Here is a 17,433-nt window from a genome sequence, read left to right on the forward strand (position 1 = left end):
GTTTATGTGGCCTTGGGCAGCTACTTGATGGACGTGGCCGACCGTGTGCCGGCCGCCGCGCTGGTGCTCGGCTGGTCGCTGATGGCGTTTGGTCTGTTCGTATTGGGGGCGTTGCTGGAAAACCGGCGCTGGGCTGCGCGCCTGGAGCTGGCGCGGCTGCTGTTGAATGCGCCTGCATTGTACCTGGCCGGCGCTTTGGGTTTAACGGCGGTCGCGCCGCTGGCCTGGTTTCTGCTCGTGGCTTACAGCCTGCTCAGCCTCTGGGGCCTGGGCCTGGCCCGCCGCCTTGCGCTCCGCACGCAGGGTGCGGAAGCGCCGGCGCAGCCATAGCAGGCCACCCAGCGCCAGCAGGCCACCGAGCACCCATAGCTCGTAACGCTTCACGTTGCCCAGCAGGCCTTCGAGAATGGCGCCGAAGTGGTAGGCAGCGGCGCCCAAGGCTATTGCCCAGATGGCTGCACCAATGCCGTTCAGCAGCAAGTAGCGGCGCGGCGGGTAGCCCGACAGGCCAATGGCCACCGGCATGACGGTGCGCAGGCCATAAACGAAGCGGAAACTCAGCACCCAGATATCGGGGTGGCGCCGGATGTGGTCCAGCGCCCGGTCACCCATGGCCTGCCAACGCGGCTTGCGCGCCAGGATCCTGCGCCCGTGGCGGCGGCCCATGAAATACCACAGCTGGTCGCCGGCGTAGCTGCCGAAGAAGGCCACCAGGCACACCAGGTTGATGTCCATGTAACCGCGGAACGCAAGGAATCCCGCAAGCACCAGGATGGTCTCGCCTTCGAAGAAGGTGCCTAGAAAAAGGGCGAAGTAGCCGAAATCCTGCAGGAATTGTTGAAGCATTTTCTGAGGTGCTGGCGAAATGAACGCGCAGCCTACCCCTTCGCGCGCGTTCGTGAAAGTGTCCAAATGTGTCTCGACATGAACAATCCCTACTCAGACAATGCCAGAAGCCACGCGCCATGGCTTGCCCTGGTGTGTAACACAGGCGTCATAATGGGCGCTTATCTTGCCGCTCAATTGATGATAGGGCGTTAACGTCCTCAGGAACGCCAGATGAATAACGAAGTGCTCACCCCTGTCGCGATCAAGGATGCCCAGGAGCTCCCAGAAGAGATGGTGCAGACCCCCCCAGACCTGCCGCCTGCGCCCGAGCCGGTAGCGGAGCAGGTGGCCGAGCCTGTGGCCCCGGTGCCTGCCCCCGCGCCCGCCCCGGCGATCGCCGTCCCTGGCCTGGACGACAGCAGCCTGTACATTCATCGCGAACTCTCGCAGCTGCAGTTCAACATCCGCGTGCTGGAACAGGCGCTGGACGAGAGCTACCCGCTGCTCGAACGCCTCAAGTTCCTGTTGATCTTCTCCAGTAACCTCGACGAGTTCTTCGAGATCCGCGTCGCCGGCCTGAAGAAGCAGATCAACTTCGCCCGTGAGCAGGCTGGCGCCGACGGCCTGCAGCCGCACCAGGCGCTGGCGCGCATCAGCGAGCTGGTGCATATCGAGGTAGAGCGCCAGTACGCGATCCTCAACGACGTGCTGTTGCCAGAGCTGGAAAAACACCAGATTCGCTTCATTCGCCGCCGTTACTGGACGCCCAAGCTCAAGACCTGGGTGCGCCGCTATTTCCGCGACGAAATCGCCCCGATCATCACCCCGATCGGCCTCGATCCGACTCACCCGTTCCCGCTGCTGGTGAACAAGAGCCTCAACTTCATCGTCGAGCTTGAAGGTGTCGACGCCTTCGGTCGCGATTCAGGCCTGGCGATCATCCCGGCCCCACGCCTGCTGCCGCGGGTGATCCGCGTGCCGGAGGAGGTGGGTGGCCCAGGCGCCAACTACGTGTTCCTGTCGTCGATGATCCACGCGCACGCCGACGACCTGTTCCAGGGCATGAAGGTGAAGGGCTGCTATCAGTTCCGCCTCACCCGTAACGCCGACCTGGCGCTGGACTCCGAAGAAGTCGACGACCTGGCCCGCGCCCTGCGCGGCGAACTGTTCTCGCGCCGTTACGGCGACGCCGTGCGCCTGGAGGTGGCCGACACCTGCCCGAAACACCTGTCGGACTACCTGCTCAAGCAGTTCAGCCTCAGCGAAAGCGAGCTGTACCAGGTCAATGGCCCGGTCAACCTCACCCGCCTGTTCAGCATCACCGGCCTGGACAGCCACCCGGAGCTGCAATACACGCCGTTCACCCCGGCGATTCCCAAATTGCTGCAGAACGCCGACAACATCTTCAGCGTGATCGGCAAGCAGGACATCCTGCTGATGCACCCGTTCGAGTCCTTCACCCCGGTGATCGACCTGCTGCGCCAGGCCGCCAAGGACCCGCATGTGCTTGCCGTGCGCCAGACCCTGTACCGCTCCGGGGCCAACTCGGAAATCGTCGATGCGCTGGTGGACGCGGCGCGTAACGGCAAGGAGGTCACCGCAGTGATCGAATTGCGCGCGCGCTTTGACGAAGAGTCCAACCTGCAGATGGCCAGCCGCCTGCAAGCGGCCGGTGCGGTGGTGATCTACGGCGTGGTCGGCTTCAAGACCCACGCCAAAATGATGCTGATCCTGCGCCGCGAGCAGGGCGAGATCGTGCGTTATGCGCACCTGGGTACCGGCAACTACCACGCCGGCAACGCCCGCCTGTACACCGACTACAGCCTGCTGACCTCTGACGACGCCCTCACCGAAGACGTCGGCAAGCTGTTCAGCCAGTTGATCGGTATGGGCAAGACCCTGCGCATGAAAAAGCTGCTGCACGCGCCGTTCACCCTGAAGAAGGGCATGCTCGACATGATCGCGCGGGAAACCCAGTTTGCCCTCGAAGGCAAGCCGGCGCACATCATTGCCAAGTTCAACTCGCTGACCGATGCCAAGGTCATCAAGGCACTGTACAAGGCCAGCCAGTCAGGGGTGAAGATCGACCTGGTGGTGCGTGGCATGTGCTGCCTGCGCCCCGGCATTCCGGGGGTTTCGCACAACATCCAGGTGCGCTCGATCATCGGCCGCTTCCTGGAGCACACGCGGGTGTTCTACTTCCTCAATGGCGGCGAAGAGCAGATCTACCTGTCCAGCGCCGACTGGATGGAGCGCAACCTCGACAAGCGTGTGGAGACCTGCTTCCCGGTGGAAGGCAAGAAGCTGTTGCTGCGGGTGAAGAAAGAGCTGGAAGGCTACCTGACCGACAACACCCACGCCTGGACCTTGCAGCCAGACGGGCGTTACGTGCGCAGCACGCCAACCGGCAACCAGAACCCGCGCAGTGCCCAGGCAACCCTGCTGGAGCGCCTGAGCAACCCGGTCCTCAACGTACGCTGAGGACGAAGCCGACCCGGGTCAGCCACTCTGCCTCGTTGGCGAAGTCGGCCTGGGTCAGTTGGTTCTGTTCCAGCCAGCCTTCCGGGAAGGCGACATCGAGGCTGTCATCGGCAGCCTTGAGCTGAACTTTCGGCATCTGCTGGTTGCCACGGATGTGGTGGAACAGGATGGCGAAGCGCAGCAGCACGCACAGGCGTAGCAGCTTGACGCCTTCTTCACCCAGTTCGGCGAACTTGTCCTTGGGGATGTTGCGGCGGTGGCCGCGCACCAGCAGGGCCATCATCTGCTGGTCCTCGCGGGAAAAGCCCGACAGGTCGGAGTGCTCGATCAGGTAGGCGCCGTGCTTGTGGTAGTGGTAGTGGGCGATATCCAGGCCTATTTCGTGCACTTTAGCCGCCCAGCCAAGCAGATCGCGCCAGTTTCCGTCTTTCAGGTCCCAGGCATCGGCCACTTGGTCGAAGGCGTGCAACGCCTTGCGCTCGACGCGCGCGGCCTGGCCTTGGTCCACATGGTAGCGCTCCATCAGCGAGTTCAACGTACGTTCGCGCACGTCTTCATGGTGGTGGCGGCCGAGCAGGTCGAACAGCACCCCTTCGCGCAGTGCGCCGTCGCAGTGGTCCATGCGCTGCAGCTCCAGGGCGTCGAAGATCGCTTCCAGAATCGCCAGGCCCGCCGGGAAGATGGTGCGGCGGTCCGGTTTGACGCCGTCGAAGTCGATCTTGTCGACCTCGCCCAGTTTGAACAGCTTGCGTTTGACCCAGGCCAGGCCTTCAGCGTTGACCTCGCCATTGCCCAGGCCGCCGGCCTTGATGGCGGCGCCGATGGCACGGATGGTGCCGGACGAGCCGATGGCCTCGTCCCAGGTCAGGCGGTGCAGGGCGTGTTCGATGCTCATCAGCTCCAGGCGTGCAGCGGTGTAGGCCTGTGCATAACGCGCCGGGGTGATCTTGCCGTCGCGGAAGTAGCGCTGGGTGAAGCTGACGCAGCCCATCTGCAGGCTTTCGCGCAGCAGCGGTTCGAAGCGCTGGCCGATGATGAATTCGGTACTGCCGCCGCCAATGTCGGCCACCAGGCGTTTGCCAGGGGTGTCGGCCAGGGTGTGCGATACGCCCAGATAGATCAGGCGCGCCTCTTCACGGCCGGAGATGACCTCCACCGGGTGGCCGAGAATGGCCTCGGCGCGCTGGATGAATGCATTACGGTTGCGCGCTTCGCGCAGGGCGTTGGTACCGACGATACGCACGGCGCCGGCCGGCATGCCGTTGATCAGCTGTGCGAAGCGCTTGAGGCATTCGAGGCCCCGTTCCATGGCTTCTTCGCTAAGCAGGCGGTCCTCGCCGATGCCGGCGGCCAGCTGAACCTTCTCGCCCAGCCGCTCGAGAATGCGGATTTCGGTATGGTGGGCCTTGGCCACGACCATATGGAAACTGTTGGAGCCAAGGTCGATGGCAGCGATCAGGGACAGGTTCTTCGCGATGGTATGCGGCATGATCTGGTTGTTCTCGGTCGTTAACCCGGCAATCGTGCCACGATAGCAGGCTGTCGCCAACGCGTGACTCGCAGCCGGTGTGCTGGCCTTGATGCAAGGCAATGTGCCATTCGATTCTATGGCGGCTGTATGACAGTTTCGATTCGCGGCGTCTTGCACAACTATAGTTACACTCAATCGTCCGCAGCTTCCTGTAGACGGCAGGGGCGGCTATGATGGGCAACGTTTTTTATTGCTTACGACCTTGGAGATTTCCATGAGCGACAAAATCAAACACGTCACCGACGCCAGCTTCGACGCCGACGTACTGCAGGCTCAAGGCCCGGTGCTGGTCGACTACTGGGCTGAATGGTGCGGCCCATGCAAGATGATCGCTCCGGTTCTGGACGACATCGCTGCCACCTACGAGGGCAAACTGACCGTCGCCAAGCTGAACATCGACGAGAACCAGGAAACCCCGGCCAAGCACGGCGTGCGTGGTATCCCGACGCTGATGCTGTTCAAGAACGGCAACGTCGAAGCCACCAAGGTTGGCGCTCTGTCCAAATCGCAGCTGGCCGCGTTCCTTGACGCCCACCTGTGATGTGAAAAGGCCCCGCAAATGCGGGGCTTTTCTTTTTCAGAGCACTAGACGCAGAAAAAAGCAAGTGTTACATTCGGCCTCGCACTGCTTTTCCAGTGCCCTCTACACGCCGTCGCCGAAGCATCCCTAATTCGAATCAGTACGCGATCCTGTCGCCATCTAGCGGCGCGGCCTCATTAAGCCAGAAGCTTAATTCTCCCTTCTTACATGATTACGTCACTCCCCTTATGAACCTGACTGAACTCAAGCAAAAGCCGATTACCGATCTTTTGGAAATGGCCGAACAGATGGGCATCGAAAACATGGCCCGTTCGCGCAAACAGGACGTGATTTTCGCCCTGCTGAAGAAGCACGCGAAAAGCGGCGAAGAGATCTCGGGTGACGGCGTGCTGGAGATTCTCCAGGATGGTTTCGGTTTCCTGCGTTCGGCTGATGCGTCCTACCTGGCCGGCCCAGACGATATCTACGTCTCGCCTAGCCAGATCCGCCGTTTCAACCTGCGTACCGGCGACACCATCGTCGGCAAGATCCGCCCACCTAAGGAAGGGGAGCGTTACTTCGCCCTGCTGAAGGTCGACACCATCAACTTCGACCGCCCGGAAAACGCGAAGAACAAGATCCTGTTCGAAAACCTGACGCCGCTGTTCCCGAACAAGCGCCTGAAGATGGAGGCCGGTAACGGCTCCACCGAAGACCTGACCGGTCGCGTCATCGACCTGTGCGCCCCGATCGGCAAAGGCCAGCGTGGCCTGATCGTTGCTCCGCCAAAAGCGGGCAAGACGATCATGCTGCAGAACATCGCGGCCAACATCACCCGTAACAACCCCGAGTGCCACCTGATCGTCCTGCTGATCGACGAGCGCCCGGAAGAAGTGACCGAAATGCAGCGCACCGTGCGCGGCGAAGTGGTTGCCTCCACCTTCGACGAGCCGCCAACCCGCCACGTGCAGGTTGCCGAAATGGTGATCGAAAAGGCCAAGCGCCTGGTCGAGCACAAGAAGGACGTGGTCATCCTGCTGGACTCCATCACCCGTCTGGCGCGTGCCTACAACACCGTGATCCCGAGCTCCGGCAAGGTGCTGACCGGTGGTGTCGACGCCCACGCCCTGGAGAAGCCGAAGCGCTTCTTTGGTGCTGCGCGTAACATCGAGGAAGGCGGCTCGCTGACCATTATCGCCACCGCGCTGGTCGAAACCGGCTCGAAGATGGACGAAGTGATCTACGAAGAGTTCAAGGGCACCGGTAACATGGAGCTGCCACTGGACCGCCGCATCGCCGAGAAGCGCGTGTTCCCGGCCATCAACATCAACCGTTCCGGTACCCGCCGCGAAGAGTTGCTGACCGCCGACGACGAACTGCAGCGCATGTGGATCCTGCGCAAGCTGCTGCACCCGATGGACGAAATCGCCGCCATCGAGTTCCTGGTCGACAAGCTCAAGCAGACCAAGACCAACGACGAGTTCTTCTTGTCGATGAAGCGCAAGTAAGATCGTCGTACCACGCAAAAGCCGGGGAAACCCGGCTTTTTGCTATCTGTACTTTGGCTATTGCGGCCCTATCGGCGCTACACTCTGCACCCCGACCGATACGGCCAACACGAGGCTCATGCATGCAGTATCGCGACTTGCGCGACTTCATCCGTGGCCTGGAGCAGCGCGGCGAACTCAAGCGCATCCAGGTTCCGATTTCCCCCGTTCTGGAAATGACCGAGGTCTGCGACCGCACCTTGCGTGCCAAGGGCCCGGCGTTGCTGTTCGAAAAGCCCACCGGCTTCGACATCCCGGTACTCGGTAACCTGTTCGGTACGCCAGAGCGCGTGGCCATGGGCATGGGCGCCGAGTCGGTCGACGAACTGCGCGAGATCGGCAAGCTGCTGGCGTTCCTCAAGGAACCCGAGCCGCCGAAGGGCCTGAAGGATGCCTGGTCCAAGCTGCCGATCTTCAAGAAGGTCGTGTCGATGGCGCCGAAGGTGGTCAAGGACGCGGTGTGCCAGGAAGTGGTGGTCGAAGGTGACGATGTCGACCTCGGCGCGCTGCCGATCCAGCACTGCTGGCCCGGCGACGTGGCGCCGCTGATCACCTGGGGCCTTACCGTTACCCGTGGCCCGAACAAGGACCGCCAGAACCTGGGCATCTACCGCCAGCAGGTCATTGGCCGCAACAAGGTCATCATGCGCTGGCTCAGCCACCGTGGTGGCGCCCTCGACTACCGCGAGTGGTGCGAGAAAAACCCCGGCCAGCCGTTCCCGGTTGCCGTGGCGCTGGGCGCTGACCCGGCGACCATCCTTGGTGCCGTGACCCCGGTACCGGACACCCTCTCCGAGTACGCCTTCGCTGGCCTGCTGCGCGGTAACCGCACCGAGCTGGTCAAATGCCGTGGCAGCAACCTTCAGGTGCCGGCCACCGCCGAAATCATCCTGGAGGGTGTGATTCACCCGGGCGAAATGGCCCCGGAAGGCCCGTACGGCGACCACACCGGCTACTACAACGAAGTGGACAGCTTCCCGGTGTTCACCGTCGAGCGCATCACTCACCGGCAAAAGCCGATCTACCACAGCACCTACACCGGTCGGCCGCCAGATGAGCCGGCAATCCTCGGTGTGGCGTTGAACGAAGTGTTCGTGCCGATCCTGCAGAAGCAGTTCCCGGAAATCACCGACTTCTACCTGCCACCGGAAGGCTGCTCGTACCGTATGGCGGTGGTGACCATGAAGAAGCAGTACCCAGGCCACGCCAAGCGCGTGATGCTGGGTGTGTGGTCGTTCCTGCGACAGTTCATGTACACCAAGTTCGTTATTGTGACCGATGACGATATCAACGCCCGTGACTGGAACGATGTGATCTGGGCCATTACCACGCGCATGGACCCCAAGCGTGATACGGTGATGATCGACAACACGCCGATCGACTACCTGGACTTCGCGTCGCCGGTATCGGGGCTGGGGTCGAAGATGGGCCTGGACGCCACGCACAAGTGGCCGGGCGAGACTACACGCGAATGGGGACGGGTCATCGTCAAGGACGAAGCCGTCACCCGCCGTATCGATGAGCTGTGGGATCAGTTGGGAATAGATTGATGCAGGTAACGTTGCAGCCGTCCGGGGCGGTGCTGGCGCTCGAACCCGGGGAACGGATCCTGGATGGAGCGCGGCGGCTGGGCTATGACTGCCCGAACAGCTGCCGCAATGGCAATTGCCATGTCTGCGCCGCGTTGTTGGTCGAAGGCCGGGTACGGCAGGACGGCGAAGTCCGCGACCATGGCGAGTTGTTCACCTGCATTGCCGAACCGCTGGAGGACTGTGTGTTGCTCTGGGACGGTGTGCTCGCCCTGGGCGAGCTGCCAGTGCGCAAGCTGGCGTGCAGCGTCAGTGAGTGCGTCGACGTCGGTGGCGACGTGTGGCGGGTGCGTTTGCGCGCGCCAGCCGGCAAGCCACCGCGTTACCACGCCGGGCAGTACCTGATGATCGAGCGCGAGGGCGGCAAGCAGGCGGCCTTCTCGCTGGCCTCCGCGCCTCACGCCGGTCGTGAGCTGGAGCTGCATGTGCTGGCGCGTGAGCCCAGTGCGCTGCAACTGATCGAGCAACTCAAGCGTGACGGTTTGGCGCGCATCGAAATGCCGTTCGGCGACACTCATCTGGCCGAGCTGCCGGATGGGCCGCTGGTGCTGATCGCCGCGGGTACCGGCATGGGCCAGATGCACAGCCTGGTGGAGCATTGCCGGGCCAAGGGCTTCAAGCACCCAGTGCACCTGTACTGGGGCGTGCGCAGGCCCGAAGACTTCTACCAGATCGAGCACTGGGATGAATGGCAGCGTCTGCCCAACCTGTTCCTGCATCAGGTTGTCAGCGACCTGTGCGGCTGGGAAGGCCGTTGCGGCATGTTGCACGAGGCGGTTTGCGAGGACATCGTCGACCTCAACACCGTGCATGTGTATGCCAGTGGTTCCCCAAACATGATCTACGCCACCCTCGACGCCCTGGTCGAAGCCGGCATGGATGCACACCGCATGCGTGCGGATGTGTTTGCCTACGCACCGCGCGGTTAATAACCGAAGTTTGAAAGTGTGGGTATAAGGCGGTAATTGTTACCGCCTTGGCTAATAACTTTCACCGCTGTTGAAACAGTACTCCCCAGTCGTCGGAACCGCGCATGAAACACTGACGCGAGGGCTTGAGTATTCCTGCCGTTCTGGCCTATGGTTACTGCAAGCGCCCTTGGTATAGAGGCCTTGGGCCGCTGCGTAATCGAATCTCGCTACATCCGTAGTTCACGGGGATAATGGCGGCAGCTTATGTCGGCACTTGAAAGTATGTCCTGGGAAGTTTCATATCCTCCGGCACTCGACTTTGGTCAGCAACATACTCACGACCAGTTGTTCAACTCGATGAAGATGACCATGTCGCGCCATCAGGGTGGGCCAGTGTGGTTGTTTGCCTATGGTTCGTTGATCTGGCGGCCGGAGTGCAATTCGGTAGAACGCCAGCGCGCGCGGGTGCACGGTTACCATCGGGGCTTGTACCTGTGGTCGCACGAACACCGCGGTACCCCGGAAACTCCCGGGCTGGTGTTTGGCCTGGACCGTGGCGGTTCCTGTAGCGGCTTTGCCTACCGGCTGGATGAAAGCAACCTGGACGACTCGCTGATGGCCCTGTGGCAGCGCGAGATGCCGTACCCGGCGTACCGACCGCACTGGCTCACCTGCCGGCTGGGCGATGGTAGCAAGGTGCAGGCTTTAGGCTTTGTGCTGGAGCGGCATTTGCCGTGCTATGCGGGGAACTTGCCAGATACCTTGCTCAGCCAGATTCTGGCCAGTGCCAAGGGGCGTTACGGCACAACGCGGGACTACGTGGAGCAGACGTTGAATGCCTTGCGCAGCCACCAGATGCCCGATCGTAACCTGGAGGCGCGGTTCCGACGCTGTCATAACCTGCGGGAAGTCTGAGCTTTTGGGGCCGCTGTGCGGCCCCAGAATAATCAGTGCATCTGCACCACCAACTTACCCACAGCCTGCCGCTGCCCCAACTTCTCGATGGCAGCCCCAGCCTCAGCCAGTGGATAAGTCTGCGACACCAGCGGTTTCAACTTGCCCTCGGCATGCCAGGCAAACAGCTGCTTGAAGTTAGCCGTATTGTCTTCCGGCTGGCGCTGTGCAAACGCCCCCCAGAACACCCCCAGCACTGCCGCGCCCTTGAGCAACACCAGGTTGGCCGCCAACTGCGGGATGGTCCCGCTGGCAAAGCCCACCACCAGCAGCCGGCCATTCCAGGCTAGCCCGCGCACGGCCTGCTCGAACAGCTCACCACCGACCGGGTCGTAGATGACATCCACACCCTGGCCACCGGTCAGCCGCTTGATCTCGTCGCGCAGGCTGGCCTGGCTATAGTCGATCAGCTCATCCGCCCCGGCCGCCTTGGCCACGGCCAGTTTCTCGGCACTGCTGGCCGCCGCGATCACCCGTGCACCCATGGCCTTGCCGATTTCCACTGCCGCCAGCCCAACACCGCCGGAAGCGCCCAACACCAGCAGGGTTTCACCTGCTTGCAGTTGGCCACGCTGGCGCAGGGCGTGCATGGAGGTGCCGTAGGTCATGCCGAATGCCGCAGCGGTGGTGAAGTCCATGCTCGCCGGGATCGGCAGTACGTTGTAGAACGGCACCGCCACCTGTTCGGCGAACGCGCCCCAGCCGGTCAGCGCCATGACCCGGTCACCCACCTTGAACGCACCGGCCTTTTCTCCGACCGCAGCCACCACGCCCGCTGCTTCGCCACCCGGCGAGAATGGCAGCGGCGGCTGGAACTGGTACTTGCCTTCGATGATCAGGGTGTCGGGGAAGTTGACCCCGGCGGCCTGCACATCCAGCAGGATCTCGTTCTTCTTCGGCAGCGGGCTGGCCACGTCTTCCAGCACCAGGTTGCGCGCCGGGCCCAGGGTTTTGCATAACACAGCTTTCATCGGGGCTATTCCTTTGCGGGTAGTGGCCGATAAGTGTAGGAGGGCCACCTGCCGGGTCAACGAGCATGGCCCGCCCTGATGTGCAGGCATAAGTGCCGGCATAAGCCCGGGCTTGGGTTTGAGCGGTGTGCTGGGTAAGCTGGCGCCAACTGTATTGAGGAGCGAATTCGTGAAAGCGTGGATCTTGATGGTATTGGCGCTGCTGCTGCCGGCTGCGGCCATGGCCGAAGAAGCCAAGGAAGGGGCGCCCAAGGTCGCCTACATCAGCCTGAGCCCGCCCTTTGTCGGCAACTATGCCCTCGACGGCGGCCCACGGCTGCGTGTGTACAAGGCCGATGTGGCCCTACGCGTGACGGGCGATGAAGCCGCCAAGGCGGTGCAGCACCATGAACCGCTGATCCGCAACCAGCTGGTGGCACTGTTCACCCAGCAGACGGTGGACAGCATGAGCAACGTCGAAGCCAAGGAACATCTGCGCCAGGAGGCGCTGAAGCAGGTGCAGCAGGTGCTGGAAGCAGAAGAGGGCAAGCCGATTGTTGAAGACTTGCTGTTCAACAACCTGATCGTGCAGTGATCAATTGTGGGAGCGGGCGTGTCCGCTCCCACAGATGCCTCCACGGTGCCTGCGTTATCAGGACGCCAGGCTCCGACGAAACCGCGCCAGCGCCACGCTGAAGAACACCAGGCCGATCAGGCCCAGCGCCAGGATATCCGGCCATACCACCGCCCAGCCTGCATCCCGGAACAGGATCGCAGCCCCCAGGCTGACGAAGTGCGTCGACGGCGAGCCCTGCATCACCCACTGTAACCACTGCGGCATGCTGTCCAGCGGTGTGCTGCCGCCTGACAGCAACAGCATCGGGATGATCACCGGGATCGCCAGCAGGCCGAACTGCGGTGTCGAGCGCGCCAGGGTGGCGAGGAAGATGCCCAGCGCGGTACTGGCGAACAGGTACAGCGCCGTCACGGCCAGGAACAGCCCCATCGAGCCGGACAACGGCACGCCCAGCGCACCTTTCACCACCACCACCAGCGAAATCCACGTGCAGATCACCACTACCAGCGCGTTGCTGCCAATCTTCGCCAGCATGATTTCCAGTGCCGTCAGCGGCAGCACCAGCAGGTGGTCGAGGGTGCCGTGCTCACGCTCACGCAGCAGCGCGGTGCCGGTGAGGATGATCGCCAGAATGGTGATGTTGTTGACGATCTGGATCACCGCCAGAAACCAACCGCCCTCCAGGTTGGGGTTGAACAGCGCTTTGGGGTTGATCAGCACTGGGCTTTGCACATTGCCGCGTTGACTGTAGTCGAGCAGTTCACGCTCGAAGATGCGGCCGATATAGCCAGCGCCCATGAACGCCTGGCTCATGGCCGTGGCATCGACATTGATCTGCAACTCCGGCGAACGCCCGGCCAACAGGTCGCTCTGGAAATTCACCGGCACATTGATCACGAAGGTGTACTGGCCGCTGTCCATGGCCTGGTCCAGGTGCTCCGGTGCCAGCGGCACGGCGGGCTGGAACTCCGGCGGTTGCAAGGCTTCGCTGAGCTTGCGTGAGAGCAGGCTGTGGTCTTCGTCCACCACCGCGACGCTGGCGTTGTGCACGCCAATCACCGAGCCGGCTGCCGGCATGTAGATCGCCACGCTGAAGGCATACAGCAGGAACAGCAGCAGGACGCTGTCGTGGCGCAGGCTGGTCAGTTCTTTCAGGCCCAGGCGCAGGGTGTGGTTCAGGCGCGACATGTCAGGCCTCCTGCTTCTTCAGCATGGCCAGGCTCAGGCCGGTGAACGCGGCAAAGAAGCCCAGCAGGATCAGGCACTGCGGCCACAGTTCGCGCAGGCCCAGTGCCTTGGTGAAGGTGCCGACCGCGATATCGAGGAAATAGCCCGCCGGGAACAGCTGGCCCATCACCGCCGCTGCGCCGTCCAGCGACGAGCGTGGCACGATCAGCCCGGAAAACTGGATCGTTGGCAGGCTGGTGATGATCATGGTGCCCAGGATGGCCGCGATCTGGGTGCGGGTGAACGCCGAGATCAGCAGGCCCAGGCTGGTGGTGGCCAGCAGGTAGGCCACACCCCCGCAGGCCAGGGCCAGCACGCTGCCCTTGAGCGGCACGGCGAACAGCCAGCGGTTCATCGCCACCAGCAGCGCCAGGTTGACCAGGCTCACGGCAAGGTAGGGCATCTGCTTGCCCAGCAGGAACTCCAGGCGCGTGAGGGGGGTGGCATAGAAGTTGGTGATGGAGCCCAGCTCTTTCTCGCGGACGATGCCCAGCGCAGTAAGCATGGCCGGGATGAAGGCCAGGATCAGTGCCATCACGCCCGGGCCGATGGCATTCACGCTGACCACGTCCTGGTTGTAGCGAAAACGCGTTTCCAGACGCACCAGGTCCTGCCGCGCCTGCGGCTGTGGGCTGGCCCTTGCCAATTGCTCCAGGTTGGCCTGGTGCACGGCTTCCACGTAGTTGCGGCTGGTTTCTGCACGGAACGGCATGCCGCCGTCGAGCCAGGCTGCCACCACCGGCTGGCGTCCGGCATACAGGTCACGCCCAAAACCGGGAGGAATCTCCAGCGCCAGTTTGATTTCCGAGCGTTGCAGGCGCTGGTGCATTTCGCGGCTGTCGCGGATCGGCGCCTGCTCGGCGAAATACCGTGAGCCACGGAAGGCCTCAAGGTAGGCCCGGCTTTGCGGGCTCTGGTCCTGGTCGTGTACAGCAAAGGCAAGGTTTTCCACATCCAGCGAAATGCCGTAGCCGAAGATCACCATCATGAACAGCGCACCCAGCAGGGCGAAGGCCAGGCGTACCTTGTCGCGCAGCAGCTCCTTGCCCTCGCGGCTGGCCACCGCCAGCAGGCGGCGCAGGCTGAAGCCCCGGCGCAGCGGCGGCGCGGCCGTGGCGGTCTGCTCCAGCACAGCGTTGTCCGTGGCTTGTGGTGCCAGCGCCTGGGCTTGCTCCAGGCAGCGCACGAATGCGTCCTCCAGGGTGTCGCCGTGGTACTGGCGCTGCAAGGCATCCGGTGTGTCGCAGGCCAGTACCCGCCCGGCATGCATCAGCGAGATGCGGTCGCAGCGCTGGGCTTCGTTCATGAAGTGAGTGGAAAGGAAAATGGTCACGCCCTGCTCGCGGGACAGTTCTACCAGCAGGCGCCAGAAGTCGTCGCGGGCGGCCGGGTCGACGCCAGAGGTCGGTTCGTCGAGGATCAACACTTCCGGGCGGTGCAGCACCGCCACCGCCAACGACAGGCGCTGACGCAGGCCAAGCGGCAGGGCGCCGGACGGCTGGTCGGCGATAGCGGCGAGGTCGAAGCGCTCTATCAATTCGTCGATGCGCTGGGCGCTTTCGGCCTTGGGCAGGTCGAACAGGCGGGCATGCAAGGCCAGGTTTTGCCGGGTACTGAGCTCACCATACAGCGAGAAGCTCTGCGACATGAAACCGACCCGCTTGCGCGTGGCCAGGTCGCTGGCGTCCACCGGGCGCCCCAGCAGGCTGGCGCTGCCCTCGCTGGCCGGCATCAGGCCGGTGAGCACTTTCATGGTGGTTGTCTTGCCGCAGCCGTTGGAGCCGAGGAAGCCGAAGATCTCCCCACGGCCGATGGCGAAGCTGACCTTGTTCACGGCTGTGAAGTCGCCAAAGCGCAGGGTCAGGTCGTGGGCTTCAATGGCGATCTGGCCGTCCTTGGCCTCACGCGGCGGGATGGTCAGGGGTTGATGCTGCGCCTTGCCTGCGCCCTGGTAGTGGGTGAAGGCGTCGTCCAGCTTGCCACTGGGGGTGGCTGCGGCCAGCTCATGACTGGGGCCTGCGGCCAGCAGGCGGCCGCCATCGAGCATCAGGCAATGCTCGAATTGTTCGGCTTCTTCCATGTAGGCGGTGGCCACCAACAGTGTCAATTGGGGGCGTTGTGCGCGTACCTGTTCGACCAGCTCCCAGAAGCGCCGCCGCGACAACGGGTCTACGCCAGTGGTCGGCTCGTCGAGGATCAGCAGGTCCGGCTCGTGGATCAACGCGCAGCACAGGCCCAGCTTCTGCTTCATGCCGCCTGACAGCTTGCCGGCCGGCCGCTCGGCAAAGCGCTGCAGGTCGGTGGCTTGCAGCAGGTTGGCCATACGCTGCTCGCACTCGCGCCGGCCCAGCCCGAACAGGGTGGCGAAAAAGCGGATGTTCTCGCTGATCGACAGTTCCGGGTACAGGTTGTTGCCCAGCCCCTGCGGCATGAACGCCACCTTCGGGTACAGCGCCGCCCGATGACGGCGCTGGCGGATCGAGCCGCCCAGCACCTGCAGCTCGCCCTGTTGCAGGCGCTTCACGCCGGCGATCAGCCCAAGGAGGGTCGATTTGCCCGCGCCGTCAGGGCCGATCAGTGCGCAGCGGGTACCGGCAGGCAGGCTGAAACCCAGTGTATGCAGGGCCGTCAGGTCGTCGTAGCGGTGGCTGATACCCTCGGCCAGCAGTGCCGGGGCGTTCATTGCAGGTTGGCCGGCCAGTCCACCTCAGCCGTGCGCACGTAGCCGGCGCCAGGCATGCCCGGTTTGGCCTGCGGCACGGTGCCCGGATCGGTCAGGCGCAGTTTTACCCGAAACACCAGCTTCTGCCGCTCGTCGCGGGTTTCCACCTGTTTGGGGGTGAACTGGGCCTTGGCCGCAACGAAAGCCACTTTCGCCGCAAGGGCGCGCTCGGGCAGGGCGTCGAGCACGATCCGCGCCTGGTCGCCTACCGTCAGCCGGCCGCTGGTGGAAGCCGGGAGGTAGAGGTTCATGTACTGGTCGCTGGGGTCGATCAGCATCAGCACGCGGCCGCCAGCACCCAGCACTTCACCGGGCTCGGCCAGGCGCAACTGGATAATGCCGGCGATGGGCGCACGCAGGCTGCTGTCGTCGATTTCGCTGGTGAGCTGGGCCACCTGGGCTTCGGCTGCGCCGATGGCGGCCTTGATCGCTGCCAGCTGGGCGCGGGCCGCGACCACGGCCGAGTTGGCCGTGTCGAAGCGCGCCTGCTGTTGGTCGAGCAACTGCTGGCTGGCGTACTTGCGCTGGAAAATTTCGCGCACGCGCTTGAGTTCCTGGCTGGCCAGCAGCAATTCGCTCTGGCGCAACTGTACGGACGCTTGGGCCGCTGCGTAGTTTTCCCGGGCGCGCAGCACTTCGGCTTCGGCCTGGCTGCGCTGGGCTTCCATGGTGCGGGTGTCGATACGTGCCAGCAACTGGCCGCGGGCGACCTTGTCGCCTTCGTCGACCAGCACTTCGGCCAGGCGACCGGGGATTTTGCTGGCGATCTGCACTTCGGTGGCCTCCAGGCGGCCATTTCCCATGCTCAGCCCTTCGGGCAACTGGTCGTGGAGCGATTTCCAGTACCCCAGACCACCAGCTGTTGCCAGCAGGGCGATCAGTGCGGTGGCGAAGATTCTGGGGGCATATCGGTTCATCGTTCTGCATCCTTGCGGTCATGCACAGCACATCATGGCGCGCGGCCCTGTATGGCGTGTTGATATCGGTCAAACCCTTGACCTTAGCTGCACATTCAACGCAACGCGACAATCACCGCCCATTGTTCGGGTGTTACCGGCATCACCGACAGGCGGCTGCCTTTTTGCACCAGCGGCAACTCGGCCAGGCCGGCTTGTTGTTTCAGCCAGCCCAACTCCAGCACCCGAGGCAGGGTTTGCACATGGGCCACATCCACCGCGCTCCACGGGTTTTTCTCGGGCGTGGCCTTGGCATCGTAATAGTGGCTTTGCGGGTCCAGCGCGGTCGGGTCGGGGTATGCTGCGCGGGTGATCCTGGCAATGCCGGCGATGCCCGGTTGCGGGCAGCTGGAGTGGTAGAAGAAAAATTCGTCACCCACGCTCATGGCCCGCAGGAAATTACGCGCCTGATAGTTGCGCACGCCGTCCCAGCGCGCTTCGCCCAAGCGGCCGAGGGCTTCGATGGAGAGCTCGTCGGGCTCGGATTTCATCAGCCAATAGGCCATGGATGTCGCTCCTGAAAAGGTTTGAAATAACCTGTTGCACGAAACCGACAGCCGGTTGGCGTCAAGGTTTGCGTGCGGACGCAGGTTGTCGGAAAATGCGCCCCGTTTAAAGCGCTATGCGCTGGCGATTCCCA

The 17,433-nt window shown here is 63.2% G+C and carries 14 protein-coding genes; 7 read left to right on the forward strand and 7 right to left on the reverse strand.

The genetic code is table 11. From position 1 onward, the window contains the following. Window positions 1-201: 201 nt before the first annotated feature. On the reverse strand, window positions 202-846 hold the full coding sequence (locus D906_RS06320) for a DedA family protein (RefSeq protein WP_161751315.1): 645 nt from the start codon (window positions 844-846) through the stop codon (window positions 202-204). A 213-nt stretch (window positions 847-1,059) separates the two neighbouring features. Between D906_RS06320 and ppk1 the strand changes: the two genes are divergently transcribed. Further along, window positions 1,060-3,309: a polyphosphate kinase 1 gene (gene ppk1 / locus D906_RS06325; RefSeq protein ID WP_016712624.1), complete on the forward strand. Its 2,250-nt coding sequence runs from the start codon at window positions 1,060-1,062 to the stop codon at window positions 3,307-3,309. On the opposite strand, the gene ppx is transcribed toward ppk1, so the two are convergent. Then, window positions 3,296-4,798, reverse strand: a complete 1,503-nt coding sequence (gene ppx, locus D906_RS06330; protein ID WP_016712623.1) for an exopolyphosphatase — start codon at window positions 4,796-4,798, stop codon at window positions 3,296-3,298. The two genes, ppk1 and ppx, sit on opposite strands and share 14 nt — an antisense overlap. Before the next feature lie 256 nt (window positions 4,799-5,054). Between ppx and trxA the strand changes: the two genes are divergently transcribed. The 5 genes from trxA to D906_RS06355 all read left to right on the forward strand — a co-directional run bounded on the left by trxA (window position 5,055) and on the right by D906_RS06355 (window position 10,322). Next, window positions 5,055-5,381: a thioredoxin TrxA gene (trxA, locus tag D906_RS06335; protein WP_016712622.1), complete on the forward strand. Its 327-nt coding sequence runs from the start codon at window positions 5,055-5,057 to the stop codon at window positions 5,379-5,381. Between the two features lie 227 nt (window positions 5,382-5,608). Then, window positions 5,609-6,868: a transcription termination factor Rho gene (rho, locus tag D906_RS06340; RefSeq protein WP_003253661.1), complete on the forward strand. Its 1,260-nt coding sequence runs from the start codon at window positions 5,609-5,611 to the stop codon at window positions 6,866-6,868. A 122-nt stretch (window positions 6,869-6,990) separates the two neighbouring features. Continuing rightward, on the forward strand, window positions 6,991-8,457 hold the full coding sequence (gene ubiD, locus D906_RS06345) for a 4-hydroxy-3-polyprenylbenzoate decarboxylase (protein ID WP_016489755.1): 1,467 nt from the start codon (window positions 6,991-6,993) through the stop codon (window positions 8,455-8,457). Continuing rightward, window positions 8,457-9,425 (forward strand): CDP-6-deoxy-delta-3,4-glucoseen reductase, encoded by a 969-nt coding sequence (locus D906_RS06350; RefSeq protein ID WP_019096506.1) that lies wholly within the window; start codon window positions 8,457-8,459, stop codon window positions 9,423-9,425. Before ubiD ends, D906_RS06350 begins: the two co-directional genes overlap by 1 nt. Window positions 9,426-9,671: 246 nt before the next feature. Next, the gene (locus tag D906_RS06355) at window positions 9,672-10,322 is read left to right on the forward strand and encodes a gamma-glutamylcyclotransferase (protein ID WP_019096507.1); all 651 of its coding nucleotides are present in this window, start codon (window positions 9,672-9,674) and stop codon (window positions 10,320-10,322) included. A 32-nt stretch (window positions 10,323-10,354) separates the two neighbouring features. Here D906_RS06355 and D906_RS06360 read toward each other — a convergent pair whose 3' ends face one another. Beyond that, on the reverse strand, window positions 10,355-11,332 hold the full coding sequence (locus tag D906_RS06360) for an NADPH:quinone oxidoreductase family protein (protein ID WP_016712619.1): 978 nt from the start codon (window positions 11,330-11,332) through the stop codon (window positions 10,355-10,357). Between the two features lie 169 nt (window positions 11,333-11,501). Here D906_RS06360 and D906_RS06365 point away from each other — a divergent pair, with 169 nt between their 5' ends. Continuing rightward, entirely contained in the window at window positions 11,502-11,906 is a 405-nt protein-coding gene (locus tag D906_RS06365) for a flagellar basal body-associated protein FliL (RefSeq protein WP_016712618.1), read from the forward strand. 57 nt (window positions 11,907-11,963) lie between these two features. Here D906_RS06365 and D906_RS06370 read toward each other — a convergent pair whose 3' ends face one another. The 4 genes from D906_RS06370 to D906_RS06385 form a co-directional block, all read right to left on the reverse strand. After that, window positions 11,964-13,076, reverse strand: a complete 1,113-nt coding sequence (locus tag D906_RS06370; protein ID WP_019096508.1) for an ABC transporter permease — start codon at window positions 13,074-13,076, stop codon at window positions 11,964-11,966. Window position 13,077: 1 nt separating this feature from the next. Continuing rightward, window positions 13,078-15,798 (reverse strand): ribosome-associated ATPase/putative transporter RbbA, encoded by a 2,721-nt coding sequence (gene rbbA, locus D906_RS06375; RefSeq protein ID WP_025752138.1) that lies wholly within the window; start codon window positions 15,796-15,798, stop codon window positions 13,078-13,080. Beyond that, window positions 15,795-16,754, reverse strand: a complete 960-nt coding sequence (locus tag D906_RS06380) for an HlyD family secretion protein (RefSeq protein WP_019098109.1) — start codon at window positions 16,752-16,754, stop codon at window positions 15,795-15,797. The genes rbbA and D906_RS06380 overlap by 4 nt, the downstream gene beginning before the upstream one ends. Window positions 16,755-16,849: 95 nt before the next feature. After that, entirely contained in the window at window positions 16,850-17,299 is a 450-nt protein-coding gene (locus D906_RS06385) for an EVE domain-containing protein (protein ID WP_025752145.1), read from the reverse strand. Window positions 17,300-17,433 lie beyond the last annotated feature (134 nt).

Source organism: Pseudomonas sp. LAIL14HWK12:I1 (assembly GCF_003202095.1).
Classification (GTDB): Bacteria; Pseudomonadota; Gammaproteobacteria; order Pseudomonadales; family Pseudomonadaceae; genus Aquipseudomonas; species Aquipseudomonas monteilii.

What these genes read in the sequence shown, in the direction of transcription:
- D906_RS06320 (WP_161751315.1), bottom strand. Translation starts at nt 846, where the DNA reads ATGCTTCAACAATTCCTGCAGGATTTCGGCTACTTCGCCCTTTTTCTA.
- ppk1 (WP_016712624.1), top strand. Translation starts at nt 1,060, where the DNA reads ATGAATAACGAAGTGCTCACCCCTGTCGCGATCAAGGATGCCCAGGAG.
- ppx (WP_016712623.1), bottom strand. Translation starts at nt 4,798, where the DNA reads ATGCCGCATACCATCGCGAAGAACCTGTCCCTGATCGCTGCCATCGAC.
- trxA (WP_016712622.1), top strand. Translation starts at nt 5,055, where the DNA reads ATGAGCGACAAAATCAAACACGTCACCGACGCCAGCTTCGACGCCGAC.
- rho (WP_003253661.1), top strand. Translation starts at nt 5,609, where the DNA reads ATGAACCTGACTGAACTCAAGCAAAAGCCGATTACCGATCTTTTGGAA.
- ubiD (WP_016489755.1), top strand. Translation starts at nt 6,991, where the DNA reads ATGCAGTATCGCGACTTGCGCGACTTCATCCGTGGCCTGGAGCAGCGC.
- D906_RS06350 (WP_019096506.1), top strand. Translation starts at nt 8,457, where the DNA reads ATGCAGGTAACGTTGCAGCCGTCCGGGGCGGTGCTGGCGCTCGAACCC.
- D906_RS06355 (WP_019096507.1), top strand. Translation starts at nt 9,672, where the DNA reads ATGTCGGCACTTGAAAGTATGTCCTGGGAAGTTTCATATCCTCCGGCA.
- D906_RS06360 (WP_016712619.1), bottom strand. Translation starts at nt 11,332, where the DNA reads ATGAAAGCTGTGTTATGCAAAACCCTGGGCCCGGCGCGCAACCTGGTG.
- D906_RS06370 (WP_019096508.1), bottom strand. Translation starts at nt 13,076, where the DNA reads ATGTCGCGCCTGAACCACACCCTGCGCCTGGGCCTGAAAGAACTGACC.
- rbbA (WP_025752138.1), bottom strand. Translation starts at nt 15,798, where the DNA reads ATGAACGCCCCGGCACTGCTGGCCGAGGGTATCAGCCACCGCTACGAC.
- D906_RS06380 (WP_019098109.1), bottom strand. Translation starts at nt 16,754, where the DNA reads ATGAACCGATATGCCCCCAGAATCTTCGCCACCGCACTGATCGCCCTG.
- D906_RS06385 (WP_025752145.1), bottom strand. Translation starts at nt 17,299, where the DNA reads ATGGCCTATTGGCTGATGAAATCCGAGCCCGACGAGCTCTCCATCGAA.